The sequence below is a fragment of the Bacillus sp. FSL K6-2819 genome (assembly GCF_038008305.1).
GTDB lineage: Bacteria > Bacillota > Bacilli > Bacillales > Bacillaceae > Bacillus > Bacillus amyloliquefaciens.
Map to the genome: position 1 here is coordinate 2,060,505 of NZ_JBBOYV010000001.1, position 24,642 is coordinate 2,085,146.

Annotated in this window: 33 protein-coding genes; 11 read left to right on the forward strand and 22 right to left on the reverse strand. The window is 45.7% G+C overall.

The window, feature by feature from the left end:
* Positions 1-28 precede the first annotated feature (28 nt).
* Entirely contained in the window at positions 29-1,435 is a 1,407-nt protein-coding gene (gene ctpA / locus MHH91_RS10270) for a carboxy-terminal processing protease CtpA (protein ID WP_013352557.1), read from the reverse strand.
* Between the two features lie 146 nt (positions 1,436-1,581).
* Between ctpA and MHH91_RS10275 the strand changes: the two genes are divergently transcribed.
* The gene (locus MHH91_RS10275; protein ID WP_014470286.1) at positions 1,582-2,283 is read left to right on the forward strand and encodes a class I SAM-dependent methyltransferase; all 702 of its coding nucleotides are present in this window, start codon (positions 1,582-1,584) and stop codon (positions 2,281-2,283) included.
* 97 nt (positions 2,284-2,380) lie between these two features.
* Positions 2,381-2,632 (forward strand): hypothetical protein, encoded by a 252-nt coding sequence (locus tag MHH91_RS10280; protein ID WP_013352559.1) that lies wholly within the window; start codon positions 2,381-2,383, stop codon positions 2,630-2,632.
* 44 nt (positions 2,633-2,676) lie between these two features.
* Here the strand turns inward: MHH91_RS10280 and MHH91_RS10285 are convergent, their stop codons facing one another.
* Entirely contained in the window at positions 2,677-3,495 is an 819-nt protein-coding gene (locus MHH91_RS10285; protein WP_013352560.1) for a M15 family metallopeptidase, read from the reverse strand.
* Between the two features lie 83 nt (positions 3,496-3,578).
* Positions 3,579-4,277, reverse strand: coding sequence for a purine-nucleoside phosphorylase (gene deoD, locus MHH91_RS10290; protein WP_014470285.1), 699 nt, complete (start codon positions 4,275-4,277; stop codon positions 3,579-3,581).
* Between the two features lie 138 nt (positions 4,278-4,415).
* Between deoD and MHH91_RS10295 the strand changes: the two genes are divergently transcribed.
* Positions 4,416-4,541 carry a hypothetical protein gene (locus MHH91_RS10295; RefSeq protein ID WP_003153701.1) on the forward strand — a complete coding sequence of 42 codons (126 nt, stop codon included), beginning with the start codon at positions 4,416-4,418 and terminating at the stop codon, positions 4,539-4,541.
* 53 nt (positions 4,542-4,594) lie between these two features.
* Here MHH91_RS10295 and MHH91_RS10300 read toward each other — a convergent pair whose 3' ends face one another.
* The 3 genes from MHH91_RS10300 to MHH91_RS10310 form a co-directional block, all read right to left on the reverse strand.
* Positions 4,595-4,915 (reverse strand): YodL domain-containing protein, encoded by a 321-nt coding sequence (locus MHH91_RS10300; protein WP_003153700.1) that lies wholly within the window; start codon positions 4,913-4,915, stop codon positions 4,595-4,597.
* Between the two features lie 59 nt (positions 4,916-4,974).
* Positions 4,975-5,586: a phosphatase PAP2 family protein gene (locus MHH91_RS10305; RefSeq protein WP_013352562.1), complete on the reverse strand. Its 612-nt coding sequence runs from the start codon at positions 5,584-5,586 to the stop codon at positions 4,975-4,977.
* Positions 5,587-5,660: 74 nt separating this feature from the next.
* The gene (locus MHH91_RS10310) at positions 5,661-5,834 is read right to left on the reverse strand and encodes a YozD family protein (RefSeq protein WP_013352563.1); all 174 of its coding nucleotides are present in this window, start codon (positions 5,832-5,834) and stop codon (positions 5,661-5,663) included.
* 118 nt (positions 5,835-5,952) lie between these two features.
* On the opposite strand from MHH91_RS10310, the gene MHH91_RS10315 reads away from it, so the two are divergent.
* Positions 5,953-6,096 (forward strand): hypothetical protein, encoded by a 144-nt coding sequence (locus MHH91_RS10315; protein ID WP_012117771.1) that lies wholly within the window; start codon positions 5,953-5,955, stop codon positions 6,094-6,096.
* Here the strand turns inward: MHH91_RS10315 and MHH91_RS10320 are convergent.
* The 15 genes from MHH91_RS10320 to cgeC form a co-directional block, all read right to left on the reverse strand.
* Entirely contained in the window at positions 6,093-6,773 is a 681-nt protein-coding gene (locus tag MHH91_RS10320) for a hypothetical protein (protein ID WP_013352565.1), read from the reverse strand. The two genes, MHH91_RS10315 and MHH91_RS10320, sit on opposite strands and share 4 nt — an antisense overlap.
* 184 nt (positions 6,774-6,957) lie before the next feature.
* Positions 6,958-7,356 (reverse strand): VOC family protein, encoded by a 399-nt coding sequence (locus MHH91_RS10325; protein WP_013352566.1) that lies wholly within the window; start codon positions 7,354-7,356, stop codon positions 6,958-6,960.
* 341 nt (positions 7,357-7,697) lie between these two features.
* Entirely contained in the window at positions 7,698-7,922 is a 225-nt protein-coding gene (locus MHH91_RS10330; protein WP_013352567.1) for a YozE family protein, read from the reverse strand.
* A 74-nt stretch (positions 7,923-7,996) separates the two neighbouring features.
* Positions 7,997-8,275, reverse strand: coding sequence for a YokU family protein (locus MHH91_RS10335; protein ID WP_013352568.1), 279 nt, complete (start codon positions 8,273-8,275; stop codon positions 7,997-7,999).
* Positions 8,272-9,693 carry a lysine 2,3-aminomutase gene (gene ablA, locus MHH91_RS10340; RefSeq protein ID WP_014470283.1) on the reverse strand — a complete coding sequence of 474 codons (1,422 nt, stop codon included), beginning with the start codon at positions 9,691-9,693 and terminating at the stop codon, positions 8,272-8,274. Before ablA ends, MHH91_RS10335 begins: the two co-directional genes overlap by 4 nt.
* 12 nt (positions 9,694-9,705) lie before the next feature.
* On the reverse strand, positions 9,706-10,548 hold the full coding sequence (gene ablB, locus MHH91_RS10345; protein WP_038463238.1) for a putative beta-lysine N-acetyltransferase: 843 nt from the start codon (positions 10,546-10,548) through the stop codon (positions 9,706-9,708).
* On the reverse strand, positions 10,526-11,827 hold the full coding sequence (locus MHH91_RS10350) for a peptidase (protein ID WP_014470281.1): 1,302 nt from the start codon (positions 11,825-11,827) through the stop codon (positions 10,526-10,528). The genes ablB and MHH91_RS10350 overlap by 23 nt, the downstream gene beginning before the upstream one ends.
* The gene (locus MHH91_RS10355) at positions 11,799-12,494 is read right to left on the reverse strand and encodes a 3-oxoacid CoA-transferase subunit B (protein WP_013352572.1); all 696 of its coding nucleotides are present in this window, start codon (positions 12,492-12,494) and stop codon (positions 11,799-11,801) included. Before MHH91_RS10355 ends, MHH91_RS10350 begins: the two co-directional genes overlap by 29 nt.
* Positions 12,479-13,168, reverse strand: a complete 690-nt coding sequence (locus MHH91_RS10360) for a CoA transferase subunit A (RefSeq protein WP_014470280.1) — start codon at positions 13,166-13,168, stop codon at positions 12,479-12,481. The genes MHH91_RS10355 and MHH91_RS10360 overlap by 16 nt, the downstream gene beginning before the upstream one ends.
* Positions 13,169-13,174: 6 nt before the next feature.
* Positions 13,175-14,506, reverse strand: a complete 1,332-nt coding sequence (locus tag MHH91_RS10365) for an aspartate aminotransferase family protein (RefSeq protein WP_014470279.1) — start codon at positions 14,504-14,506, stop codon at positions 13,175-13,177.
* Positions 14,507-14,982: 476 nt separating this feature from the next.
* The gene (locus tag MHH91_RS10370) at positions 14,983-15,432 is read right to left on the reverse strand and encodes an AraC family transcriptional regulator (protein ID WP_014470277.1); all 450 of its coding nucleotides are present in this window, start codon (positions 15,430-15,432) and stop codon (positions 14,983-14,985) included.
* Between the two features lie 132 nt (positions 15,433-15,564).
* Positions 15,565-15,702, reverse strand: coding sequence for a YjcZ family sporulation protein (locus MHH91_RS10375; RefSeq protein ID WP_013352577.1), 138 nt, complete (start codon positions 15,700-15,702; stop codon positions 15,565-15,567).
* A 76-nt stretch (positions 15,703-15,778) separates the two neighbouring features.
* Complete coding sequence (locus MHH91_RS10380) at positions 15,779-16,558, reverse strand: GNAT family N-acetyltransferase (protein WP_014470275.1); 780 nt, start codon at positions 16,556-16,558, stop codon at positions 15,779-15,781.
* Between the two features lie 38 nt (positions 16,559-16,596).
* Positions 16,597-17,868, reverse strand: a complete 1,272-nt coding sequence (locus MHH91_RS10385) for a glycosyltransferase family 2 protein (RefSeq protein WP_014470274.1) — start codon at positions 17,866-17,868, stop codon at positions 16,597-16,599.
* A 64-nt stretch (positions 17,869-17,932) separates the two neighbouring features.
* Positions 17,933-18,232 carry a spore maturation protein CgeC gene (gene cgeC / locus MHH91_RS10390; RefSeq protein WP_014470273.1) on the reverse strand — a complete coding sequence of 100 codons (300 nt, stop codon included), beginning with the start codon at positions 18,230-18,232 and terminating at the stop codon, positions 17,933-17,935.
* Positions 18,233-18,441: 209 nt separating this feature from the next.
* Here cgeC and MHH91_RS10395 point away from each other — a divergent pair, with 209 nt between their 5' ends.
* Both MHH91_RS10395 and MHH91_RS10400 read left to right on the forward strand, forming a co-directional pair.
* The gene (locus MHH91_RS10395) at positions 18,442-18,873 is read left to right on the forward strand and encodes a hypothetical protein (protein WP_014470272.1); all 432 of its coding nucleotides are present in this window, start codon (positions 18,442-18,444) and stop codon (positions 18,871-18,873) included.
* A 5-nt stretch (positions 18,874-18,878) separates the two neighbouring features.
* Positions 18,879-19,835, forward strand: a complete 957-nt coding sequence (locus tag MHH91_RS10400) for a CgeB family protein (RefSeq protein WP_014470271.1) — start codon at positions 18,879-18,881, stop codon at positions 19,833-19,835.
* Between the two features lie 50 nt (positions 19,836-19,885).
* On the opposite strand, the gene phyC is transcribed toward MHH91_RS10400, so the two are convergent.
* Positions 19,886-21,037, reverse strand: a complete 1,152-nt coding sequence (phyC, locus tag MHH91_RS10405) for a 3-phytase (RefSeq protein ID WP_014470270.1) — start codon at positions 21,035-21,037, stop codon at positions 19,886-19,888.
* Between the two features lie 317 nt (positions 21,038-21,354).
* Here phyC and MHH91_RS10410 point away from each other — a divergent pair, with 317 nt between their 5' ends.
* From MHH91_RS10410 to MHH91_RS10430, 5 genes are all read left to right on the forward strand, one after another.
* Positions 21,355-21,822: an SDR family NAD(P)-dependent oxidoreductase gene (locus MHH91_RS10410; protein WP_014471907.1), complete on the forward strand. Its 468-nt coding sequence runs from the start codon at positions 21,355-21,357 to the stop codon at positions 21,820-21,822.
* 362 nt (positions 21,823-22,184) lie between these two features.
* Entirely contained in the window at positions 22,185-22,529 is a 345-nt protein-coding gene (locus MHH91_RS10415; RefSeq protein WP_013352585.1) for a hypothetical protein, read from the forward strand.
* Between the two features lie 178 nt (positions 22,530-22,707).
* Positions 22,708-23,862: an alpha-hydroxy-acid oxidizing protein gene (locus MHH91_RS10420; protein WP_014471909.1), complete on the forward strand. Its 1,155-nt coding sequence runs from the start codon at positions 22,708-22,710 to the stop codon at positions 23,860-23,862.
* Between the two features lie 20 nt (positions 23,863-23,882).
* The gene (locus MHH91_RS10425) at positions 23,883-24,104 is read left to right on the forward strand and encodes a hypothetical protein (RefSeq protein ID WP_014470268.1); all 222 of its coding nucleotides are present in this window, start codon (positions 23,883-23,885) and stop codon (positions 24,102-24,104) included.
* A gap of 72 nt (positions 24,105-24,176) precedes the next feature.
* Complete coding sequence (locus MHH91_RS10430) at positions 24,177-24,605, forward strand: YrvL family regulatory protein (protein WP_013352588.1); 429 nt, start codon at positions 24,177-24,179, stop codon at positions 24,603-24,605.
* The last annotated feature ends 37 nt before the right edge of the window (positions 24,606-24,642 follow it).

Here is a 24,642-nt window from a genome sequence, read left to right on the forward strand (position 1 = left end):
TGCGCAAACAGACGCACTGGGTGTTTTTTTACTTCTTCATGGCTTTATTTAATGTTTCAACGGCTTTTTTCATTTGTGTATCGTTGTCTGCAAGCTGTTTTTGCAGGTCCGTCATCAATTTTGCCGTTGTGTCTCCTGTTAAAATGCCTGTTTCTTTCAGTTTCTCTTTTGCTTGGAATTGTTTGACCGCTTGTTCAAACGCTTTATCATACGTGCCGTTTACATTCACGCTGTATCCCAGCGCCTCCAGCATTTTTTGCGCATTTGTGACGGTCGTTCCGGAATCTCCGTATTGATACGTTTTTTCCGCATCTAAATAAGGCAGGTTTGCATAATCAGGAAGCTTGACTTGATATTGCGGTTCGATGCCTTTTTTATGAATCCATTCTCCGTCCGCTGTCAGCCATTTTGCGATTGTCAGTTTAACGGTGGATCCGTCACTGTAATCTTTTGCCGTCTGCACGGTCCCTTTTCCGAACGTTTTCTCGCCGATCAGCGGGATGCCCGATGATTCATGCAGCGCAGCCGACATGATTTCCGCGGCGCTCGCGGTGCCGTCATTGACGAGAACGACTGTCGGTTTTGTCACTTTGCGCTCTTTCGTCGCTTTCATGACCTCTTTCGTGCCGTCCTTATATTCAACCTGCATGATATTTTTTCCTTTATCGATAAACATGTTGCTCATTTTGATGGCTTCATCCATCAGTCCGCCCGGGTTGCCTCTTAAATCCAAAATATACCCTTTCGCCCCTTGTTTTTCGAGGCTGTCAATGGCTGAATTCAGCTCTTTTGCCGTCGATTCGGAGAAGGATGTGATTTGGATTTCGCCGATGCCGCCTTTTTTCATTTCAGAGTACACCGTTTCGACCGGAATGGTGTCACGTTTGATCGACAGGTTCAGATCGCCGACACCCGCTCTGTGCAGCACGAGCTTGACGTTTGTTCCCTTTTTGCCGCGGATTAACGCGACGGCTTCGCTTACATTAAGGCCTTTGACGCTTTTACCGTCGACTTTCAAGATCTGGTCATTCGGTTTAATTCCCGCTTTTTCCGCAGGCGACCCTTTGATCGGTGATACGATCAGGATGCTGCCGTCCTTTTCTTCCACTTGTGCGCCGATTCCTTCAAACGAAGCGGAAATGGTTTCTCCAAACGACTTTCCTTCCTGCGGGTCCATATAAGAAGAATACGGATCATCCAAGGAACTGATCATACCTTTTATCGCTCCGTCTACTAATTTGCTGTCATCTGTTTTTTGGTAGTAATCACTTTTAATCTGCTCGTAGGCTTTATTGAATTTCTCAAATTTGCTGTTCGACAAAGCAGCCGAGCCTTGTCCTAAAATGGTCGTATTGCCCGTGATAAACAGCGTAAGCGCCGAGGCTGCGACCGCAGTGATCAATATGATAAAAAACAGTTTAAATTGCCGCTTCAAGAAAACACCACCTTTTTATTCTTACATTATTATCATAGACGAACGCTCATTCGTCAACTTCAAACGTGAAGCGCCCTTCTTTCCCGTTTACCCAAACCTATGCTTTTCTCTCAACATATGCTGAGGAAGAAAGGAGGATTCGGACTTTGAGCAAATATTTAGAAATGCTGTCCTTATTCGGAGTCGGAGGAGCCCACCCCGGCGGGCTCGCTTTTTCTAAATCCGTTCTCACAAAAGCGGCCCCTCCTTCTGGCGAGCCGATCCTTGACGCCGGCTGCGGAACGGGACAGACAGCCGCTTATCTCGGCCATCTGATGTATCCCGTCACCTGTGTCGATAAGGACCCCCTCATGCTTGAAAAAGCAGCAAAGCGATTTGCCGCTGAAGACTTAACCATTCCGGTCTATTTGGCGGAGCTTGAGCGGCTTCCGTTTGCGGAAAATCAATTTTCGGCCGTTCTTTCTGAATCAGTTCTCACCTTTTCAAATCTTGATTCATCGCTCTCTGAAATACTGAGGGTTCTTAAACCCGGGGGCATGCTAATCGGCATTGAAGCAGCTTTAAAAAAACCCCTGCCGAAAAACGCCATCACGCAGATAAAAGACTTCTACGGTTTTACCGTATTGCAAGATGAAGCGGCATGGAAGCAGAGATTGCTTCAGCAAGGCTTTCAAAAAGCGGAATTCATTCCCGCTTCCTATGAAAACAATGCGCAGGATCCCACTACAGAAATGGATTTGTCGCCCGTTATCGAGCCTGCCCACTACGATACGCTGACGGCTCATTACGAACTTATGCAGACGTACAGTGAGTATATGGGACACTGCGCTTTTGTCGCTTACAAGTAAATCGGCAGTTGTCCTCCTGTTTTCGTCCAACCTTTTTATGGCACTCTATCATAAGCTGACATAGAAAGATAGGTTAGATAGGATAGGAGGAGAAAAGATGCAAAACTATTATCATATTTGCCGACAGCACCATGGAAAAGTAGCAAGAATTACAGAACGAAACGGCAGAGTGCATGTAGGGAGAATCGTACGGGTAACACGCAGCAAAGTGTATATCTCCCCGGTCGGTCACGGAGGCCACAGAGGTTACGGATACGGATACTGGGGCTGGGGAGGCTGGGGAGCAGCCTACGGTATCGGTCTTGGTTTAATTACCGGATTTGCGCTTGGAGGTTTACTTTTCTGGTAATAAAAGAAAGCCCGCTTTCTGTTTTTCAAGCGGGCTTTTTCTTATTACACTTTCTTTACTTCATTAAAGTATTCTTCAAGCGTTAATTGATGGTCATGGATGGCTTTTGCCGCTTTTTTGCCTACATAACGCAAATGCCATGGTTCATACTCATACTTTGTCACATTTTCTTTGCCTTTAGGATAGCGGATGATAAAGCCGTATTCATACGCATGGTCTTTCACCCATTTGCCATCTGCCGTGTTTCCGAACGCTTCGTTCAGCTCATATCCGTTGCTTTTGCTGGAAATGTCCATGGCAAGCCCCGTCTGATGTTCGCTTTGTCCCGGATATGCAACTGCTTCTTTCGCCTTCTTTTCACCTTTCAGACTGACTTCATTATCGAAAATCACTTTCTGTCTGTCATATGAGCGGTATCCTGAAACGGCAACAAGATCATAGCCTTCTTTTTTCCCCGCGTTGAATAGTTCCGCCAAAGCATCGGCGGCAGGTTTGCGGATATATCGTTTCTCGATTTTCTCAGTGAAAGAAAATTCAACTTTCGGGATGACGAGATCATTCGGTTTATATTCTCCCGGCAGCGTGTATGTCTTATTCACGAGCGCAAGTGTATTTGCCGGGTTTTGAATGGTCTCAAGCCCGTTCACTTCTTTAATATCATTAAAATATTTGCTCTCCAATACAAAATCGCTGTCTTCTGTCTTCGTTGTTTTTTTGCTAGATGTGTCATCTGATTGTTTTGTTTCGGCTGCTGTTTTTGTGTCCTTATGGCTGTCGCCGCCTGAAATGCTGCAGCCGGTTCCCACGATTGCAGTTACGCTGAGAGCAGCAGCGAGCGAGAACCATTTAGTGGATTTCTTCATTTTACCCTTACCTTTCTATTTTTGAATCAGGGCGATGCATAAAGAAGAGGGCTGCTTTTATCAGCATGACCCTCATCCCAAGTTTACGATACAGTATGCAGCGCCAATTTTATCATATCATGAAAAGTGGTTTGACGCTCTTCTGCCGTTGTCTCTTCTCCCGTTAACACGTGATCGCTTACAGTCAGGATAGACAGCGCTTTTTTGCCGTATTTTGCGGCAAGCGTATATAAAGCAGTCGTTTCCATTTCTACGCCGAGAACGCCGTATCTGGCAAGCTTTTCAATTTGAGAGTCTTCATTGTAAAACTGATCGGCGGTGAATACGCTTCCGACCGCTACAGGAAGATTGTTTTTTTGCGCTTCCTGATACGCTTTATGAAGCAGTTCGAAGTCTGCGCAAGGAGCATAATCTACACTTCCGAAGGCGACACGGTTCATCTGTGAATCCGTTGAAGACGTCATCGCCAAAATCACGTCACGCACCTTCACGTCATTACGGATGGCTCCGCATGAACCGACTCTGATTAAGTTTTGAACATCATAGCTTTGAATCAGTTCATTCACATAGATAGAGATAGACGGAACACCCATGCCGGTGCCTTGCACTGATACTTTTTTGCCGTTAAATGTACCCGTAAATCCGTACATTCCTCTGACTTCATTATAACATTCCACATTTTCAAGATACGTTTCCGCAATAAATTTCGCTCTCAGCGGATCTCCCGGCAAAAGCACTGTATCCGCAATCTGACCTTTTTCTGCGTTTATATGTACACTCATTTCCTTTTCCTCCTGCCTATTCAAGCTCCCACCCATTGTACACTGAATAACGGTAAGAGACAATCATCAGCATTGATCAGGGCGATCTTGGGCAGAATATGGCGGGAAGACAAGCCTAAGAAAAAGGAGTGAGCATAAATGGGCAAAAAACAGCGCAATCGGGTGACCGGCCAGAAAAAGAACAATCATGTACCCGTTTCAGACGTGATTGCAGCTGATGAAGCGCACGGAAAAGAGCATTCCGCTGCTAAACGGAAGCCTTAAAACTGCCTTTGAAGACAAAACGGAAGCCGGCTGAAGATTCAGCCGGCCCCGTTTTACCTCGGCTGGACGAGCAGACGGTTAATTTTGCTCCATCCCGCAGGGTTAAGCCTGTAATAGGTCTTTCCTTTTCTTCCTTCGTCTATGAGTATGACATCTCCGGTCGCTATGAATCTGGCTTGATAGTCGTTTGGAACCGTATCAGGCACATTAAAAACAGAAAATGCCCTTTCCAGTGCGTCTTGATGATTGTCAGCGGCCAGCTCTGTCCGATAGACGACCCTGTATCCCTTTTTCTCACCGTAGCGGGGTGTTTGAAAAATCGTCACATCATAGGCACAAGTCTTTTTTTTAAACACAGGCAGCGATAACAGCATCAAGATCCCTCCCTCTTATTTCTTAATAGTATTAGCGTTTTTTCTCATTTTTCCTGTCTCTATTTTTGTCGAAACGGGTGATACTTTTCGTCAAAGAGCGCAAAAAGCGAGACGAGGCATAGTCCGAGACTGAATCCCGCAAGGACATCCGTCGGAAAATGCGCGCCCAAATAAATTCTGCTGAACCCGATGAGGAGGACGAGACCTCCGGTAAAGACGGAGACAGCCCGCTTTCTTTTCGTAAAAAAAGGAACATGCTTGATCAAAAACCAGGCGATGACAGGATATATCACTGCCGCATTCATGGAGTGGCCGCTTGGAAAACTGTATGAAGTTTCATGGACGAGCGGCTCAAAAGCGGGTCTGGCTCTTTCAATCAATTCTTTTATTTTAATGTTTACAATTCGTTCAATGAGAAAAAGAAGCGGCAAAAAAACAACATCCGGCGTTTTTTTGTACATATACAGGGCCGCGCCTGTCAAAAGAAGAAGCGGCAAAAGCACCGCGGTCGTGCCGAGCTCCGTTATCCATAGCATCAATTCATTCAGCCAGGCAGCCCTGATCCTGACCGCCGCTTCTATCACCCGCTCGTCAAAAGCCTGAACGGCTTCTATCCGGATCGCTGCTGCGAGCAGAATAAACAATGCGAAAAGACTTGCTGGCTTGTACAACGTTTTCCCCCCATTTATCATTCTCCCGAGCCGATTGAAAAAACCGAAGCATTTTTCACTTCGGTTCCGCAGTTTCAGTCTTCATCAAGCTCTTCGTCTATCATACATTTTTCTAATAAATAATCAAAGGTGATGTCGGCTATTTCAAAGATCTCCTCTTCACTCGGTATGTACCCGCGCATTGCAAGCTGGCTGTAAAAAAAATCAGCTATCTCTTCTGTGTCAATCACAAGATCTATTTCTTTCATGCTAACACCGCCTCCTTTTTTATGTTTTATGAAAAAACCCTTCAAATTATACCCGAAAGTTCTAAACGTTTTGTCCGCTCATATACTTTTAAAAAAACAAGCCCCGGAGGGAGAAAAGATGATGACGAAAATGATGGCTTTATTGGACGGAGATGGATTTGATATCGTATTGGAAAAAGTGCTGAAAGGAATGTCGTTTGTGATCTTTGCCGGCTGTCTGCCCTGGTTTTTATATGTCACCGTCCGTTTTTTTGCCGGCTAGCTGAAATGCTCCCCGAGGCTTTCCAGCACAAAATTCATCATATCTTTATATTCTTCGTCACCGAACATTTCATAAAGGATCTTATAATCGTTATAAATATCAAGCAGCTCATCTACGATCGATACCGCCAGCACATGCAGTGTATCGGGATCATCAGCATCGCCTTCAAACTGAAGAAGAGCAGACGCAGCGGTATCCTCGCCGATCTCATGAGATGCTTCCCCAACATAGTGGACAAACAGCAGCTGATGCACAAACTGATCCATTTCATATTTTCTCAGAACCAGCGTGAGATCCTCTTCCTCCGTTTCAAGCCACTCTCCGTCTTTCAGCCGAGTCAGCTCATAAATAATGTCCTCCCAGCCATCCTCTAAATATCTCCATATTTCAGTTCTGTGGCCGATGACACGGAATAATTCCTTTCCGTAGTCCTTTACATATACTACGTCGCCGATCAGAAATTCATATTCAATATCTAATTTTTCCATATCGACGATCACGCCCTCATAATCTTTATAAAGCTGGATGGACGATTCGAAATAAAGCACTTCATTATGATTGACTTCGTAAAGATAATGTTTATCAATTTGATGAACCTTCGTAATGGTGCCGACGGTTCCGTACATCACGACGACCACGATATCTCCCACTTGAAATTTCGGTTTATTTTGCTTCATGCTGTCTCCCCCTTGCCGCGGACTGTCATACGCTATCGTATGCCGGCCGCCATTATTTCGCATGGGCATGAAAACCACAGGAAATATCCATTTCTGCGCATGTTCAAAAGTCAAAAAAACCGCACCAAGTCATGTGCGGTTTTTCACGTACTGTTAAAAATAGTTTCAAATGATGCATGATCCCCTATTTTGAAGAGGTTTTTGTTTTTTTCTCCATAACGGCAAAGTAATTGTTTTCATGATCAGCAAAGTTAAATACCCGGCCAGAAGGCATGTCGACAATATCACCGACTGTGATATTCTGATTTGAAAAATCTTGATATAACTGATCAAGATCTTCAGTAAAAAACATAATCGAAGGAGTATGGAGTTCTAATTCCGGCTGCAATTTTGCAATGGTTTGTTTATCATGAAGAACAAAACTCGTTTCGGCTTTCAATGAAGGCGCAATTTCAATCCACTTCATGCCTTGTCCGTTATCTTCTTTGGCAACCACATGAAATCCCGCTTTTTCCGTCCAAAACGTCAGTGCCTCATCCTGATTATTGACGTACAGCATGATCTGCCCCACCTGATGGATCATTCGATTCCCCTCACTTCATTAGATTGTATGATTATTTCCCATGAAAAGAAGCTCCTTACACAGGGCACCGCTTGCAGAAACAGGTCTGTCGGGTTATATCGCCGGGATATAAAACAGCTGCGGTTCCGCCTCTGACGGTTCCGGTAATTTTACCGTTTTTCACTTCAAATATACCATTTACGGCTTGATTTTGATACGTGCCGTCGTTTCAGTGCTGACCGAAATGGAAGACGTACCGGTGCGTTTTTTAGGATTTGATCATTCTGCGCCTCACAATCAATCACCGCCTTAAGTCAGCGGGCGGTTTCAACAGAAAAAACCGCACAATGTGCGGTTTTACGTCAGGCGTGATGCACCTCGGTCTCATATTTTTCCCAAGCTTCATCAAATGTCGACATCGTTTCCAAATAGTCGGCGCTCAGTTCTAAATAAGAACTGAGCTCGTGATAATCGCTTGACGTTTTCGGAAAACCGTGATCTTCGTATGCCTGGTTCGCAAACTGGCTGATCGCGTCCTTCGGCTTAGGGTGCCTGTATTTCATCAAATAGTGGTAAAAGGATTTCATGGGTTTCCCCTCCTGATGACTGTCTTTTGTTGTACTATTATACATTTCAAGAGTGAAATTACAACAAAAGAAAACTAGGAGAAGTCAAAATAATTCCGTTTCAATATCCGTTCTGTCTGCATCAGCTCTTGATATGTGAGTGTTTCCGGTAATTTTTTTGCGTCGACTAAAAAAAGCTGATTTTCAATTTCGCCGATGACCGCTTCCTCCTGATAAGTCATGCCGCAGGATGAACAGGCGAACGCGGGTGTGTCTTTAATTTCTATAGCCCTCGTACCGTCAGGAAGCTCCCAGTATACAGTCGCCTGACAAGCTGACGCCTTTTGATTGCTGCACCATTCGCATGGCTTCACGGCGACTCACCTCCGACTTCCGTTTCTTCTTTTTGCTCTTTCTTTTGCTGTGCTATAAATTTCTTTTCTTTCAATTCATCTCTCTTTTCCCTGCGGTCTTTCAGCGTTTCATGCTCAGGATTAGATGTAAACGCTTTCCTTCTGTTGATTCTCGATACATTTTCCGGTGTGAAAGAAACCTCTTTGTCCGCGAAAATAGCGCTTAGTCCGACCGGCTCGCGTTTGGCCATCGTTCCCGGAAAAACAGATTCGAAATAGTCGTCGGCCTGATTCGGGATATAGTTTTCCGGTTCGGGATAAGACGTAATCACCCCTTCAAAGTTTCTGATCACAACTTTCTCCGGACTCTGGGAGAGCAAGTAGTTCGGCTGCAGGGCGATTTTACCGCCTCCGCCCGGGGCATCGACGACAAAGGTCGGAACGGCAAAGCCCGTTGTATGTCCCCTCAGTCCTTCGATGATCTCCAGACCTTTTGATACAGGCGCTCTGAAATGCCCGATCCCCTCCGACAAATCACATTGATAAATATAGTACGGGCGGACGCGGATTTTCACTAAATCATGCATGAGCTTTTTCATAATCGGCACCGAATCATTAATACCCGCTAAAATAACGGCCTGGTTACCGACCGGAACACCTGCGTTGACAAGCTTTTCACACGCCTCAACCGATTCTTCCGTCAGTTCGATGCTCGTATTAAAATGAGTGTTCAGCCAGACCGGATGATATTTTTTCAAAATCTGACAAAGGTTATCCGTTATCCGCTGCGGAAAAACGACGGGCGCTCTCGTTCCGATCCGGATAATTTCAAGGTGGGGAATGTCACGAAGGTTTTTCAAAATATATTCCAGAATCTGATCATTAATTAAAAGCCCGTCTCCGCCGGAAATCAGGCAGTCACGTATTTCAGGCGTTTCCCGGATATAAGCGATCGCCGCATCAAGCTGTTTTTTCGGCACACCCATTCCGATCTGTCCGGAAAAGCGTCTGCGGGTGCAGTATCGGCAGTACATCGAGCATTGATTTGTCACCAGAAAAAGAACGCGGTCGGGATAGCGGTGCGTAAGGCCGGGCACCGGTGAGTCTTCATCTTCAAACAGCGGATCTTCAAGGTCATATTTCGTTTTGTGCATTTCTTCTGACAGCGGCACGGACTGCATGCGGATCGGACATCTCGGGTTGTCGGGGTCCATTAAAGAAGCATAATAAGGCGTAATGTTCAGGGGAATCGTTTTTACAGACATTCTGACGCCTTCTTCTTCCTCTTCAGTCAAATGAATGACTTTTTTCAGGTCATCGACGGTTCTTACAGTATGGGTGAGCTGCCACAGCCAATCATTCCACTTTTCTTCCGGCACATCTTTCCACAATTCAATCTCCTTCCAATGACGCTTCGGCTGAAACCATTTGTTTGTCAAACGAATTCCTCCTTATGAATGGCTAAAACGTAATGTCTTGCACCATATATTCATATTTTCGAGCCCTTCTGAAATCCGGCAGTTGTTCACAAGCCTGCCCCTGTAGCCGTATCCCGCATGATACAAAACGGCATTCATCCCGTAAGACGCTGCACGGGCCAAGGAAAAAAGATGAATGATTCCCTGGCCCGCTAGTTCCTGCTCTAAGGCTTTAAACAGGCGTGCCGTTACGGAATTCCCTCTGTAATCTGACAGAACCGCGCAATCGGTCATTTCAGCGTGCCCCAATACGGGATTGATATCTGCGCTTGCCGCGCCGATGAGACGCTCCTGATCGAATGCGGCAAAATAGATGGTGTTTTCTCTCATTGTTTTTTTAATGTAGAGGGGATTAAAGACAGGAGTCGGATAGGTCTGAAAAACATGTTTATATAAGAGCGATAATCGGTCTGCATCACCTTCACCCGCTTTTCTGAACAACAGCCCGCTTTCTGTCTGAGTCACTCCCCGCTGCGGTGTCTCATAAATACGGTCAACCGTAGAATCTTCAGATACATATGAATCTGACTGTCTCCGTTTCTCTGATAAATAGCGCACCATCACAGCAGCCTCATGCCCGTTGTAATATCCGTCTATGACCCCCTCATGAATAAAGAGATGCTTGACAAGTTCCGGCTGATCGCCGCGCTTGGCAAAGAAAATCACCTTTTGGGCTTCTTCTTGCTTTGCTTCTGCCAAAACGGCCGGAATCAGCGACGCGAGCTGCCCGTCATAACGAATGACCCTGATCCGCTCATTGAAACGGTCTGCATCAATCTCGGCCGATCCGCTTTCAGCCCTCAGTTCCTTTATCAGCTCCGTCACCCCCATCTGCCACCCCGCACCATTCCATCATAAAAAGAGAAATGATTTTGACAGCATCGATTAACGCCCGGACTTCAATGTATTCATTTGCCTGGTGAGCCGCTTTGACTTCTCCCGGCCCGAAGACGATGACAGGCGTCTGTCCCGCATGGTGCAAAAGCCCTCCGTCTGTTCCCCACGGGGATGCTTCACGGATCGGTTTTGCCCCTTTCATTTTCTCAAAAGAAGATTCCAAAGCGGAAATCAGCGGATGCTCATCCGGGAGATCATTCGGAAGCCACTGAGCTCCAAACCATTCAATTTCCGCCGGATGGTGTTTAAACCATTCATCCCGGTACTCCAAATCTTTGAGCCAGCTTGTAAGCTCTTCTTTTACTGCCTCAGGCGTTTCATCCGGAGCTATTCCGCATCTGCCTTCTATCACAACCCGGTCAGCTACCGAAGATGGCCACGTTCCTCCTTGGACGGTGCCGATATTAATGGGAACCGGAATCGGAACATCCCGGTAAAGCGGGTCAATGATGCGGGCGTTGCGGACGTGTTCCAGTTCTTTAAGGGCCGTGATGACATGCAGGCTTTTTTCAATCGCGCTCACCCCTTCATAGCGGGTGCCGCCGTGTGCGGACAATCCTCTTACCGTAATGCGGAACCACATTGACCCTTGCTGCTTAACAAATAGCTTTAAATTAGTCGGTTCCGGAATAAGCGCCCCGTCAGCCTTGTAGCCTCTCATTACTGCCGACAGCGTTCCGGCGCCGCCGCACTCTTCATCTACGACACTTTGAAACAGAACATCTCCTTTTAACGTAACGCCGCAAGCTTCAAGCGCTTCTAACGCTAACAAGAGGGCTGTATTGCCGCCTTTCATATCCGTTGAACCGCGTCCGTAAATTTTGCCGTCCTTTTCAACAGCGGTAAACGGTTCATACGTCCACGCGGCGGGATTTCCTTCAGGGACAACATCAATATGTCCGTTCAGTATCAGTGATCTTCCTCCGCCGGCTCCTTTCTTTACGGCGGTGATATTCGGGCTTTCATGAAAGTCTTCGCGTTCCGATACAAAATAAGGATGTTCTTTCAATTGTTTAATACTCGGCTCCCACACATCAATATCCATGTCAAACTGTCTCAATTTTTCTAAAACAACTGCCTGTGCGTTAAATTCATTTCCGAACATACTTTTTTCCCCGATCAGCCGTTTCAGCAGGCTTACCGCTTTTGCTGCGTTTTCTTCCGCCCACTCAGTGACTTTCTTTTCTAATTGATCCATGGACAGGCCCCCTTTTAAGAAAACATTCTCCCAATCTGATTTCAGCATCCGTTGTTTGAATCACATCGTCTATGGTCGAGCCATTCAGCAGTTCCTCAAGAACAAAAGCCTTATCATCGATGCTGATTACGGCTTTCTCTGTAATGATGAGGTCTGCACATCGCGCGGCCGTAAGCGGCAATGAACAGCTTTCGACCAGTTTCGGCCGGCCCTTCTGATCAGTGTGGCTCATGACCACAACCACTTTTTTCGCCCCTTGGGCCAGCTCCATTGCCCCTCCCATTCCGGGCACTTTTTTCCCCGGCACGAGCCAATTGGCGAGATCTCCGGTTTGGCTGACCTGCAGCGCGCCTAAAATAGTAATATCAATCAGCCCTTTTCTGATCATGGCAAAAGACAAACCTGAATCAAAATAGGAAGCTCCCTTTACCGTACTGACAGGATATCCGGCCGCATTGCATAAAAGCTCATCCTCCGCTCCTCGCTCGGGACTTCCGCCTATCCCGAGGACGCCGTTTTCCGCCTGCAGCATCACTTCCATGCCGGCCGGCAAAAAATTCGGCACTAAAGAAGGAATGCCGATCCCCAAGTTGACGATCATGCCTGAGGTGATTTCACTGGCGGCCCGCTTCGCGATACTCTCTCTTTCCGCTATTCCCAAGCCCATTTCCACTTCACTCCTTCAGTTTGCACGACGCCCTCTACAAAAACGCCCGGCGTCACAATATGCTCGCTGTCAAGTTCGCCGGCCGGCACAATCGTTACCGCCTCGGCAAAAGTTCTTTCGGCCGCGGCCGCCATCAGAGGGTTCATGTTGCGCGCCGTTTTGTCATACGTCAGATTTCCGAATTCATCAGCAGTATGTGCGGACACAAAAGCGAAATCAGCCGTCAGCGCTTTTTCAACTAAATAGGGCTTTCCGTCAATCGTTACGGTTTCTTTGTTTTCACAAACGGTTGCGTTATCAATGCCGATATCAGTTAAAATACCGCCAAGCCCGGCTCCGCCTGCGCGAATCCGTTCGGCAAGCGTCCCTTGAGGCGAAAATTCCACCTCAAGCGTTCCGTCAGTCATTTGTCTGCCGGCTACAGGGTTTGAGCCGATATGGGAAGCGATCAGCCTTTTCACCCGCCCGTGCACGATAAGCGGGCCGATGCCAATTTCCGGAAATCCGGCATCATTGCAGATGACGGTCAGCTCTTTAACGCCGCTTTCTAAAATCGCTTCGATTAATGACGGAGGTGACCCCACTCCCCCGAAACCGCCGAACATGATGACAGATTCGTCATTGACATCGGCAATTGCTTCATGGATATCGATTTGTTTATGAAAAATAGACATGTCAGCTCAATCCCTCTTCATCATTTTTTCAACTTCTTCTGCAGCCTGTGAAAATAGATCTGACAGTTCATCCAGCTCAGCATGCGAAATCGTGAACGGCGGCGCGATGATGACGGCGTCTCCTTCTCCGCTGTCAATACCGGGCTTTGAAGGATAAATAAGCAGGCCCCGTTTTTTTGCTTCTTTTATCATTTTTTCTGTGAACCCCTGTTTCTTCGGAAAAACTTCCTTCGTCGTTTTATCTTTAACGAACTCAACCCCGATCAGCAGGCCTTTACCGCGGACATCTCCGATTATCCCGCTGCGCTCTTTGATTTGTTCTAATTTCCGCATCAGTATCGCGCCTTTTTCCTCTGCCTGCCGAAGCAGCTCGTGTTTTTTGACATAGCGAAGCACCTCAAGCGCCGCTCTTGCACAGTATGGATTGGCGCTGTACGTATGTCCGCTCATAATGACTCCGGAGCCCCGCTTGATCGTATCAATGATGTCATCAGACGCGACGGCTGCCGCGATCGGAGCGTAACCGGCGCCTAATCCTTTTCCGAGCACCGCGATATCAGGTACGATCCCCCAATGCTCAGATGCAAGCATTCGCCCTGTTCTCCCGAGCCCCGTCATGACTTCATCTGCGATAAACAAAATACTGTGCCGGCGGCAGACATCCTCAAGCGCTTCATAATAACCTGGCGGCGGAGTGATGGCCGCCCCGGCGGCCCCGACAATCGGTTCTGCGACAAAACCCGCGATAAATGAAGCACCGATCCGATTAACAGCCGTTTCCAGTTCAGCTGCCGCAGCTTTCACAAATTCCTCTCCCTGCAGCTCAGAACGATACATATTTGGCGCTGAAACGGCTGGAAACCGCTCGAGCAGCTGGGTGAAGCGGTATCTCCGTTCATAAAACCCCGATAATGAAAGCGCTCCCAAAGTAATACCGTGGTAACTGCTCCATCTCGATAAAAAGACGGATTTTTGGTATTGGCCTTTTTCCTGCCAATATTGAATGGCCATTTTCATCGCTGTTTCGACTGCCTCTGAGCCGCTGTTTACAAAAAATGACCAGTTCAGTCCGCCCGGCAGATGATCGGCCAGAAATAAAGCCAGCTCCTCTGCGGGTTCACTGGTGAATTGCGAGCGATACACAAACGAAACAGAGTCAAGCTGCTCTTTTAAAGCTTGTATAATATCCTCCGTCCCGTGGCCGATATTGCAAGTGACCGCTCCTGATGACCCGTCTAGATACTTGTTTCCCCCCAGATCATATACATATGATCCTTTTCCATGGCTGACTGTCGGATAAATCCCGTCAAGCTCCGGTTTAATTAAATAGCTCCCCATATCTTTCCACCTCAAAAACCCATTTGCTTCATTGTATGAACAGATGAATAACGGCATTCTTATCCTTCAGAAAGTTTTTTTACAGAAAAAACCTTTCTGAAAAACAGACTGCCGGAGAAGCGTTCTGAAAATATTACCAAACAGACTACTTTATGATAAATTGTAAGAGAGTATTAATAAAGGAGTGTACATTTGCTGAAAATATTAAAAATCTGCAGTTTATTGATTCTTTTCCTATTATTCATTTATTCCGTCATCAGTTCGAATTCACTATTATATTTGTCTGTACAGCTTATACTCATTACCATTTTGATCGGAATCGGCATTAGCTGTTTTAAGAAAAAAGAATATTATCGAGGTATGCTGTATGTTGTAATTGCCATGAGCAACCTTTCAATCTCGATAAAATAATCCTTTGAAAAAGACGCTTCAGGTCTGACGTGCATCAACAGAAAGGCGGGACATTTCCGTCTTCTTTACTGTATGGGAATCAATATTTCACACAAATGATGATTCATCTTTTGTAAAGTATATCTTTCGATTATGGGCTGTTCTCTGATTGACAGATTATTTTTTTCGATCTCAGAAAAAACAGTGTTCCAAAATCCACTGACTGCCTCTTCTGCATGATCAAGCAAGAAAACAGCGTACTTCCCTCCGGAAAATGTACCGATCCGAGCCGGTTCAGGCACATGAAAATCTTGCTTGACAACAACACAAACATCATAGCGGCATTTTTCTTTAGGTGTACGATGGGGATGATCTTGAGGTATTCCTAAAATGGCTGAATGATCAAGCAGACCATTCAATTGCGCCCAATTTTTAAAAGACTCCATGAGTTCTTTGTTTTGCTTTTCACCATACTCCCCGACATGTCGAAAATAAGCAATTCTTGATTCAGGTAATTCTTCAATCGTTATTTTCACATTTTCGCCCCCTTCTCCAGAAAGATAATGTGTATTAAAATGTTTTTCAACCTGCTTTTTTTAAAAATGAAAACAACAAAAAGCCTGCAGAAAGTTCTCTGCAGGCTGATTTTCATGATAGGATTTTTCAGTCTAACAAATAAAAGCCGCACCGACGATGATTAATAAAATAAACAATACCACGATCAGTACAAATGTGCTGGTTCCGCCTCCGCAGCCGCCATACCCATAACCGAAGCCATAACTGCCGCAGCCCCCATATCCGTACATACGAATCATCCTTTCTTCTTCCGATATACGGCATTGTATGCGGGCCAACTCCCAATTGTTTTATGCGAATGCCCATCTATGTAAGAAAATAATGAAAAATCGTATGCACACGCCGAAATCTTTTGAAGCCGAGTTTTTCATAAAAGCGGTTTACACCGTCCATCCCGGACGTCACAAGATATACGGTTTCCATGCCGTTCAGCTTTGCCGCAGCCATCAGCTCGTTCATCAATATTGACCCGTAGCCTTTTCGTTGGAATTGGTCCAGAATTGCGACTTCTTCAATTTTGGCGGTTTTATCCGCTTTGTTGATGAAAAGCTCTCCGCAGCCGATCGGAATCGTTCGGGAGGCGTCGCTATAGCACACGACAAGCATAACCGTCCCGTCCTTATACAAAGGATATTTCCGCTCAAGCTTTTGTTCGGCCGCCGCCTCGCCAATGTAAAGGGCATCATAAATCTTCATAATAGACGACCCGTCAGCGAGGCTTTTTTCCGTCCCCCAAGCGGTAAGCGGATGTCCGGCCTGCCGATCCCCATTTTCCAGTTTCCTTGCAAAAAACAGCTCATCTTCCACTACGTAGCCCTGCTTTACCAATGTTTGTTTCAGAAGAAGCGGAAATGTGTGCTCAGGAGCCGCTTTCACATGAATATAATTGGCTTGAAGCATGTTCGGAACGGATGCAAAAAACGGCAGCAGTCTGTCTAACGGAAATGTACGGTGCAGCTGAACAAAGTTATGCGAAAAAATCTGCGGCAGCAAAGGGTCCGTACATACACTGTAATGTTCAAACCCCTGAATGCCAGAAGTAAGCTCTATATATTGTTTCTCGGTTTTAGCAAATTGATCGGTCATAAAAGCTCTCCTTTTCCTTACACATCCAACTGCATCTCTCATCCTTTTGTTATATTGAGATTTCTTATAATTTCATCGTACACCGGATAGAACGGCTTTCCAATTGGTAATTGTTTAATTTGCTGAAAGGAAATGGGTATCGCCTTCTGCTTTGCAAAAAAGCGTTTCACTACATCATGACTGATCGGATGGAGAACGCCTCTCAAATAAACATAAAATTCCCGTTCAATGCGAAACAGCATTCTACCGGGAAGGTGCTGAATACAGCCCGATCTCTCCCAGCTGATCGGCGGACCGTCCGGCAGCGCTTGTATTTCGTCCCGTTCTAAAGCCAGAATGTCATGCCGTTTAAATTGGTAAAAGCGAAATGCGCCAGAATCAACCAGCCTTTTCACCCCGTCTTCTAAAAAATAGACATGAAACTGATCACGAACGAGCTGAAAATTCGGAATACTGACGGAGCTGTCTTCCTCGTATTGAAATAAAAACGGATCAGGAATGATGACGGTTCTTCCTTCATATAACGGACGCCAGCGCTCGTTTACAGGCTTTCTTTTATTTCGGTCAAGCTGATATACTTTCTGATCCGTCCCCTTAACGAAAGCCCCGTCAATCAGCACTGACGGAAGCGATTGATACGTGTTCTGAAATGAGTGGGGTGTTTTATAGGTTGTATCCAACACTTCTTTTATCGGCAGAAATGATGTAAATGTGTTGAGCCTGCTCCAAAAAACAGAGTCTCCATGGTTCCAATGCATGACATCTTCGTCCCAAAAACTGCCGAACTTCTCCTTCACACGCCGAAGCAATGATCTCCGGTGCATCACTGAACAGTGATCAACGAGAAAAGCGGCCTGATCAAGCACGTCATCAGCAAAACGATAGAAGTGGGATTGTTCTGTTCCGCGCTCGTTTACATGTATCACCTTCTGACTGGAATAGACGGCATCAAATTCCGCGCATTGATTAAGCGCTTCCGCCATGAGGCTGAGCCTATCCGGATGAAATACGGTGTCGTCTGTCAGATAAGTAATGTATTCGCCTGAGGCCTGTGAAAGCGCATTATTAATCAAAACGGCATACCGGGTCGATTTCAGCCGGTCGGCCGGTTTGATAAAACTGTTGTAATAGTATATGCGGTGATCTTTTATATACGGGCTGATAGCGGCCGAGGTTTCTTCATTTGAATGATCATCCATTACAAACAGCTCCCAATTGCTGTAGGTCTGATGCAAAACACTTTCAATCGCCTGTGTAACAAGATCCGGTTTGTTATAGCTCGTTAAGATAATTGAGACCTTCTTTTCCACCGCCATCCCCCCTTCTGTTCACATAAAAAACGGCTCCGAAAGAGACAGAGCCTGATATCTGTTATTAAAAAGCACCCCAGCTGACGATGCTTGAAATCGCCACATTTGATCTCGTATTATTAAGCGGATTTTGAAAAACGGCCAAATCAGACAGCACTTCTTTGACAATCACGTTTTGCAGTGTGCTGCCGTTAATCAGATTGACCCGTGATACAGGAACTCCAAGCTCTTTTGCCATCACAAGTTGGCGCCGTATATCTGATTGATCTCCGGACGGCTGGCGTGATAACAAAAGAAGAAGCAGCAGTAAGAGATGAAATTCCTCCTCAAAACCCCCGTGCTTTACAGTTTCTTCTGAATCCAAAATAATTCCTCTCCTTCATTTTTTAATCTATACAACGTATGTCGCACTTTTCTAATCCGCATAGGCAAACAAAGCCTGATTCTAAAATTCAGCTGTTTTCTTAAATATGAAAAAAATCCGGCAAAACGGCATTCGACTTATACCAATCTCATCAATCAGGAATATGAATAAACGTGAGGTTGAAATTGTTAAAGGAGGTGTATGTCCCCATGAGCGAAGATCGTTCAGAGCTCAAAAAGAAGCTATTGAAAACTCTTTTGGCCCCTATATTTGACAACAGCGCCTTATCTAGCGGCACAGATGGAGGAGATAACGTGGAAAACAAGGTAAAAGATTTATTAGAATCTGCAATTGATGCAAAAGTGGATGAAGCTGCTGCGAAAGACAGTCTCAGCACTCAATCTGTTCTGGGAAGCGGTATTTCACTAGCCGCGAGATGGATTTTTGCAAGAGTTCAGCCCGGCACTGTCATCAGCATTGTGATGGATTCTGGAGACATGATCGGCCCGGTTCAATTTGTTTTCTTTGACGAAGTTCACGGCATCGTTTATGTGACGCAGGAAAATTCCGTTACACCGGCAGGCTCTTCTACAACATTGCTTGACGTTGACAAAGTTGAAAGTGTCACGTTCACTTCGTAAAGCAGATGAAAGTTTTATATATCCGTTCAGGATATAAAGGCATTTACACGTATTTTGACCGCTGGGTCGAGGAAGGCTTTTTACAGTCTTCCGTCCGCTTTTTTTCTGTTTCTGAGCTTCAGGAAGATTCAATCCGCAGTATACGGGCATTCAAACCTGACATCAGTCTCATGATGGCGGGCGACCGTATTCCGTCTGAATGGCTTCAATGGCTGAGGACAGAAGAGATTCCCGTCTATCTATGGTTGACGGAGGATCCTTTTTATTTCGATGTGAGCAAGACAATCGCCCCGCTCGCCGATGCCGTTTTGACCATAGAACAAAACGCTATTGATGCTTATCGGCAAATGGGCTTACAGCACGTATATTATGTCCCGATTCCCGTTAATCAGCGGATTTTTACAAAACAAGCGGCTGACGCTTCTCTTCACACAAACCTGCTTCTGATCGGATACCCGTACCCGAACCGGGTTGAACTGGTGAAAGCAGCGGCGAAGCTTCCGTATACGCTTCGGATCATCGGGAAGGGATGGCGCAGACATCTGCCTAAAAAAATCGCCAGACAGCAAAATGTGCTCATCATGGATGAATGGATTGAACCCGAACATGCCGCATTGCATTACAACAGCGCAGATGTGGTTTTGAACCCGCACCGTTCTTATCGGTTTGCGCTCAATCAAAATAGGAGCGGCATCCGAAATATCAGTTTAAATACGAGAAGCTTTGACATTGCGGCTTGTCAGGCATTTCAGCTGACAGACCTTTCTCCCGCGCCCCCTTTTTCATCCTTTGTTTCTTACAGCGGGCTTGCGGATTTTGCGGAAAAGATCCATTTTTATATGACAAACCCACGTGAACGTGAACAAATCGCGGCGCTTAATTATCAAGAGACAGTGCCGGCTTACACGTACGACCGGATTCCGGCTGTGCTCACGGCTATCCGTTCCAAAACTTTCTCATGAAACGTTCTTCACATGCAAAAAGCAGCTTGTATAAGCTGCTTTTTGCATGTTTATTTTCCGCTTCTGTCGGTCAGTTTTCTCGGGTCAACCTGTTTATTTGCCAGCGGGCGGAAGCCGATTTGATCAGCAATTCTTTCCCACGGCACGATTTTAAAATTTTGATTGGCCTTTTGGCCGTGATCTATATTTTCACCGTCCTGTGCGACAAAAATACCGAACGGATATTCAGGCCCCAGTCCGAAACCCAGAACGTCAATTCCGTCTGTATCGCTTGTGCCGTCTGTTTCAGGACCGTCTGTTATGCGAAAATCCGCAACATATTTGTTCTTTCCTTGTCTGTCATAAATGGCGTAGCTGCTGTTTCCCTGGCTTGATGCCATCAGATAGCCTTTCCCGTCAGCAGCGTAATAAATCGTCAATCCTTCAATATCAGGAGTTAAATGCCTGCCGTCGGCACGGTCGATAACCGTTCCGTTACTGCCGCCGTCCGGCTCGGCGCTGAACTTCCAAATGGCCTCATCTTCTTCTGCGATATAAAGCCTGCCGTATTCATCGTCTGCTGCCATCCCTTCCGTCTGGGAATTCATTTTAAACGCCCGTACCTTTTTGCCGGATATGTATCCATTTTTGTCCGCCTTTAATTCGTATTGTTCAAATTCACCCTCTTTTCCTGTCACCATCGCGTAATATTTTCCTGTTTTTTGACTGTGGTATAAGGTAAAACCGTATACCTCATTAATTGCTGATGCAATCGGATGGTCTGGATCTGTTATGCTTTGCAATGTGCCGTTTTTCCCGTCAATGGCGTAAATCTCAATGGCGTTTTTTCCTTCAGAGCGATTGGATGCTGCCGCGATATCGACTTTTTTTCCGTTCAACGGAAAATCATAACGGATATCGACATTGTTCAGCTTCCCGGTATTATAGGAATGAAGCATCTTACCATCGAGGCTGTAAACGACTAAACCTGATTTTTTATTGGTTGTAATCAATTTGCTGTTCTGAGGAGTCTTGGGGTCCAGCCAAATCGCAGGATCATCAGCCGCGTCACCGGCCGTATCAACCGGTTCCGTTTCCGCCGCCGCATTCACGGTAAAATGATAAGGATCTGACAGCTTATGCTTTGCCTGGGAAGACACCGCACCGCATGTGAGCATCAGTCCGGCCGCCGCGGTTAACAAAAGTGTTTTTGAATGATTCATTTTACTTCCTCCTTTTATGAACGTGCACTTCAATTGTAAAATACATACATGATTGTCAGTGTTAAGTTTTTGTGAAAATTGTCGAATGTGTAAATTTTTGATGAAGGAAGAAAAAAGGACGGGAGCAAAATTATAAATGAATATTTAGTACATTGTTTTGTTAGTAATTTACTTTCTATTAATCAAGTAAAGCGAAATAAAAGCGCATCAGATTAATGATTTTCTCTAATTTTTGATTTATTGGTTGCTTTCATTAACTCGCTGAAATTGTTCAACATATGATGCATGGTAGAGAAACGAGAGTTGGAGGATAAGCCATGCCTAAACAGCAAGCAGTTGAGCTAAAACCATTTTTTCACGATAAAACTGTTCTCGTTACCGGCGGGACAGGGTCAATCGGAAGCCAAATTGTAAAACGCCTTTTGCTCTTAACACCTAAAGAAGTCATTGTGTTCAGCAAAGATGACAGTAAACAATATGTGATGAAACAAAAATATGCGGATGAAAAAAGATTGTCATTTGTGCTCGGCGATGTACGTGACTACAGAAGAGTAAACCAAGTGATGAAAGGTGTTGATATTGTCTTTCACGCCGCTGCGCTGAAGCAGGTTCCGACTTGTGAGGATCATCCGTTTGAAGCCATTCAAACCAACCTTATCGGCGGACAAAATGTCGCAGAAGCCGCTTTGCTGCAAGAGGTGACGCATGTGATTAATATCAGTACCGATAAAACGGTTTTTTTAGATATGAACGATAAAACAAACAAAAAGAAAGGGCTATTTTGATTTCTTCAGAGCCCTTTCAAATAACAGCCGCGCTAATTCCTGATAAAACACTCTTTCATTTTTTGTTCCGTCTGTCTGATCGACAATCCTTATGCAATAATTTCCCTTTTGAACGGTCTTTATCGTTCTCTTCTTATATTTTTCATATTCCTCAGAAGGCATCTCATAACCCCCCGTTTTCACAGGAGCATTATATGTCAGCAGATGATTGTCTCTTGACTGCTCTTTAGTGATGCGGCATGAGGGGTAGTTTGACGTCGGCGTTTCAACCAATCAATTTCACAAAAAATCCACTTATTTCTAATATTTTACATGCTATACTGGCGTTGTACCGCGATTAAATTTATGGGGAGGCATTTCTGATGAAAAAGTGTTGCAAAGGATTGATTGTATCTGCTTTGTCCATTTCCGCATTGGCTCTTCCGTCATTTACCGGTTCTGTGTCAGCTCATGAAGCCGCAGGCCCTGATCAGGTTGTACAGCTCGGCAGTCCCATTACCACCGTTGATTATCATATGCTGAGAAACTCCAACGTGTCCTTATTAAACGGCTATAAGCGCTGGGAAATTATATCCGGAAGCAATCTGATCAGCATCAGCTCTTCCGGTGTTGTATCCTCCCATTCGTCACTTGGCACCGCTGTCGTATACGCCTATGATGTGAATGATAATTACGTCATATATAAAATTACCGTCGAAGCCCGCTGACTATAGAACTTTTTGGACAAACATCCGCAGACACTGCGGGTGTTATTTTTTTGGACAATCTTTACATTTAGCTGTTCGCACTTATCCGTCGGCCGCTTGGAAGAATTCTTTTAATCGGTATGAACAAGGACTGGGCAGGTTTCATACCCTAGAAAAAAATGAGCGGGGGGTTTGATGAATGAACAATGAGTTTGATTCACGGGACAGGAAAGTTTCCTCTCATGCCCAAAAGCTCCCCGTGTCGCATGACGAATGGGAGTACAGGGCGCGCCGGATTTTGCCTGACGGCCCGTTCGGCTATATCTCAGGCGGAGCAGGCTCAGAGGATACGATGCGCTCAAACAGAGAAGCGTTTTTTGAATGGAATATCCGCCCCCGCAAACTAAGAGATGTATCCAAACGGAATATAACTGTGTCTCTGTTCGGTCAGACGTTCCCCGCCCCCTTTCTTCTGGCTCCGATCGGGGTGCAGGAGATCGCTCATCCTCATGGTGACTTGGCATCGGCAAAAGCGGCGGCTGAAACAGGGATTCCGTTTATATTAAGCACTCACTCCTCTTACTCAATTGAGGACGTTGCGGCGGTTATGGGAAAATGTCCCCGCTGGTTTCAGCTGTATTGGCCGAAAGACCGGGATATCATGATCAGTTTCGTTCGGCGGGCAGAGCAAGCGGGGTATTCAGCCATCGTTGTCACGCTCGATCTGCCGGAACAAGGATGGCGGGAAAGAGATATACGCAACGGTTATCATCCGTCAAAAAAAGGATTGGGAATCGCAAATTTTCTGACTGATCCCGTCTTTCGGTCTAGGCTTAAGCTGCCTCCCGAAAAAGACATGAATACTGCAATCGCTTTTTTTATAGATATTTTTCACGAACCCTCTCTGACCTGGGACGATCTTGCCTGCCTGCGAACACATACAAACCTCCCCATTCTGCTGAAAGGCATTCTCGATCCCCGCGATGCGGAATTAGCCGTACAATACGGCGCAGACGGCATCATCGTTTCCAATCACGGCGGAAGACAGCTGAATGGAGAAATAGCTTCACTCAAAGCTCTGCCGAAAATATCTGAAACGGTTCAAAACCGTATACCCGTCCTTTTAGACAGCGGAATCCGAGGAGGCAGCGATGTCATTAAAGCACTCGCCCTCGGGGCCTCGGCGGTTTTTTTAGGCCGCACCTATGTATATGGCTTAGCTGTCGCGGGGAGTTCCGGCGTCAGGCGCGTGATAAGTCATTTCATAAGAGATATTGATATAAGTATGACAAATGCCGGGATCAAGTCCATTTCAGATATCGACCGTTCCCTGCTTCAGCATATTTCTGAATGACACAGATAAGGAGGAATATGATGTATTGGCACCCGCAATTTTTTTACTGCTGCATAGGCCAGCCTGACTGCATGAATCAAAAGCAAATCCGCCGCCTGCACAAAATCATGACACAGCAACTGGCGGCCACAAATGAAATATTAACGCTTGTTAAAAGGCATGATCAATGGTTGACAATGCTCTATTCACGTCAATTCGGCGCTTATCCGCCGAGTTATGGAGATGAGGGAGACAGTCAATAACACGGCTCTCTCCTTTTATTTCCAAAACGTGATAAAATAGCGAAAACAATGGTGCGGGGGTGTCGTGAAGCCATGTCCTGTAAAAACTCAAAATATAAAATCAACACAGCTGTCATTCTTGGATTCTGCCTGCTCATTCTGATCGCCCTCATATTATTTGCTTTTCCTTTATTTTTCGGCGTTATCGGCTTTTTCAAACTTTTCGGGATTACATATGAATCAAACCGTTCCATTTTCCTCTTGATCCTGTCGGTCATTTTGATCGGAAGCTTTTTTGAGTTTATCGGAAAAATCCTGCTGACGGCGGCCGCTGTAACGGTCAAAAACAAAGCGCTGTACCGTTTGCTGAAAATGATAACCGATTTCATCATCAGCTTCATTACCTTATATATTGCTGACAGCATCGTAAGCGGTATTTTCATTCCGCAACATGTTCTCACCGTTGCTGCGGCCATCCTTTCACTTACCGAAGCTGTATTTGACCGGAAACAGACGGCTTGAAACCCTTCTGCGCAACTATGAACATGTATGGGGGTGA

What these genes read in the sequence shown, in the direction of transcription:
- MHH91_RS10410 (WP_014471907.1), top strand. Translation starts at nt 21,355, where the DNA reads ATGCCTAAACAGCAAGCAGTTGAGCTAAAACCATTTTTTCACGATAAA.
- MHH91_RS10395 (WP_014470272.1), top strand. Translation starts at nt 18,442, where the DNA reads ATGAGCGAAGATCGTTCAGAGCTCAAAAAGAAGCTATTGAAAACTCTT.
- MHH91_RS10380 (WP_014470275.1), bottom strand. Translation starts at nt 16,558, where the DNA reads ATGACCGATCAATTTGCTAAAACCGAGAAACAATATATAGAGCTTACT.
- phyC (WP_014470270.1), bottom strand. Translation starts at nt 21,037, where the DNA reads ATGAATCATTCAAAAACACTTTTGTTAACCGCGGCGGCCGGACTGATG.
- deoD (WP_014470285.1), bottom strand. Translation starts at nt 4,277, where the DNA reads ATGAGTGTACATATAAACGCAGAAAAAGGTCAGATTGCGGATACAGTG.
- MHH91_RS10310 (WP_013352563.1), bottom strand. Translation starts at nt 5,834, where the DNA reads ATGAAAGAAATAGATCTTGTGATTGACACAGAAGAGATAGCTGATTTT.
- MHH91_RS10415 (WP_013352585.1), top strand. Translation starts at nt 22,185, where the DNA reads ATGAAAAAGTGTTGCAAAGGATTGATTGTATCTGCTTTGTCCATTTCC.
- MHH91_RS10355 (WP_013352572.1), bottom strand. Translation starts at nt 12,494, where the DNA reads ATGGGCTTGGGAATAGCGGAAAGAGAGAGTATCGCGAAGCGGGCCGCC.
- MHH91_RS10295 (WP_003153701.1), top strand. Translation starts at nt 4,416, where the DNA reads ATGGGCAAAAAACAGCGCAATCGGGTGACCGGCCAGAAAAAGAACAAT.
- MHH91_RS10375 (WP_013352577.1), bottom strand. Translation starts at nt 15,702, where the DNA reads ATGTACGGATATGGGGGCTGCGGCAGTTATGGCTTCGGTTATGGGTAT.
- MHH91_RS10365 (WP_014470279.1), bottom strand. Translation starts at nt 14,506, where the DNA reads ATGGGGAGCTATTTAATTAAACCGGAGCTTGACGGGATTTATCCGACA.
- MHH91_RS10320 (WP_013352565.1), bottom strand. Translation starts at nt 6,773, where the DNA reads ATGAAGCAAAATAAACCGAAATTTCAAGTGGGAGATATCGTGGTCGTC.
- MHH91_RS10360 (WP_014470280.1), bottom strand. Translation starts at nt 13,168, where the DNA reads ATGTCTATTTTTCATAAACAAATCGATATCCATGAAGCAATTGCCGAT.
- MHH91_RS10285 (WP_013352560.1), bottom strand. Translation starts at nt 3,495, where the DNA reads ATGAAGAAATCCACTAAATGGTTCTCGCTCGCTGCTGCTCTCAGCGTA.
- MHH91_RS10400 (WP_014470271.1), top strand. Translation starts at nt 18,879, where the DNA reads ATGAAAGTTTTATATATCCGTTCAGGATATAAAGGCATTTACACGTAT.
- MHH91_RS10425 (WP_014470268.1), top strand. Translation starts at nt 23,883, where the DNA reads ATGTATTGGCACCCGCAATTTTTTTACTGCTGCATAGGCCAGCCTGAC.
- MHH91_RS10420 (WP_014471909.1), top strand. Translation starts at nt 22,708, where the DNA reads ATGAACAATGAGTTTGATTCACGGGACAGGAAAGTTTCCTCTCATGCC.
- MHH91_RS10325 (WP_013352566.1), bottom strand. Translation starts at nt 7,356, where the DNA reads ATGATCCATCAGGTGGGGCAGATCATGCTGTACGTCAATAATCAGGAT.
- MHH91_RS10350 (WP_014470281.1), bottom strand. Translation starts at nt 11,827, where the DNA reads ATGGATCAATTAGAAAAGAAAGTCACTGAGTGGGCGGAAGAAAACGCA.
- MHH91_RS10330 (WP_013352567.1), bottom strand. Translation starts at nt 7,922, where the DNA reads ATGAAATCCTTTTACCACTATTTGATGAAATACAGGCACCCTAAGCCG.
- MHH91_RS10430 (WP_013352588.1), top strand. Translation starts at nt 24,177, where the DNA reads ATGTCCTGTAAAAACTCAAAATATAAAATCAACACAGCTGTCATTCTT.
- MHH91_RS10280 (WP_013352559.1), top strand. Translation starts at nt 2,381, where the DNA reads ATGCAAAACTATTATCATATTTGCCGACAGCACCATGGAAAAGTAGCA.
- MHH91_RS10315 (WP_012117771.1), top strand. Translation starts at nt 5,953, where the DNA reads ATGATGACGAAAATGATGGCTTTATTGGACGGAGATGGATTTGATATC.
- MHH91_RS10300 (WP_003153700.1), bottom strand. Translation starts at nt 4,915, where the DNA reads ATGCTGTTATCGCTGCCTGTGTTTAAAAAAAAGACTTGTGCCTATGAT.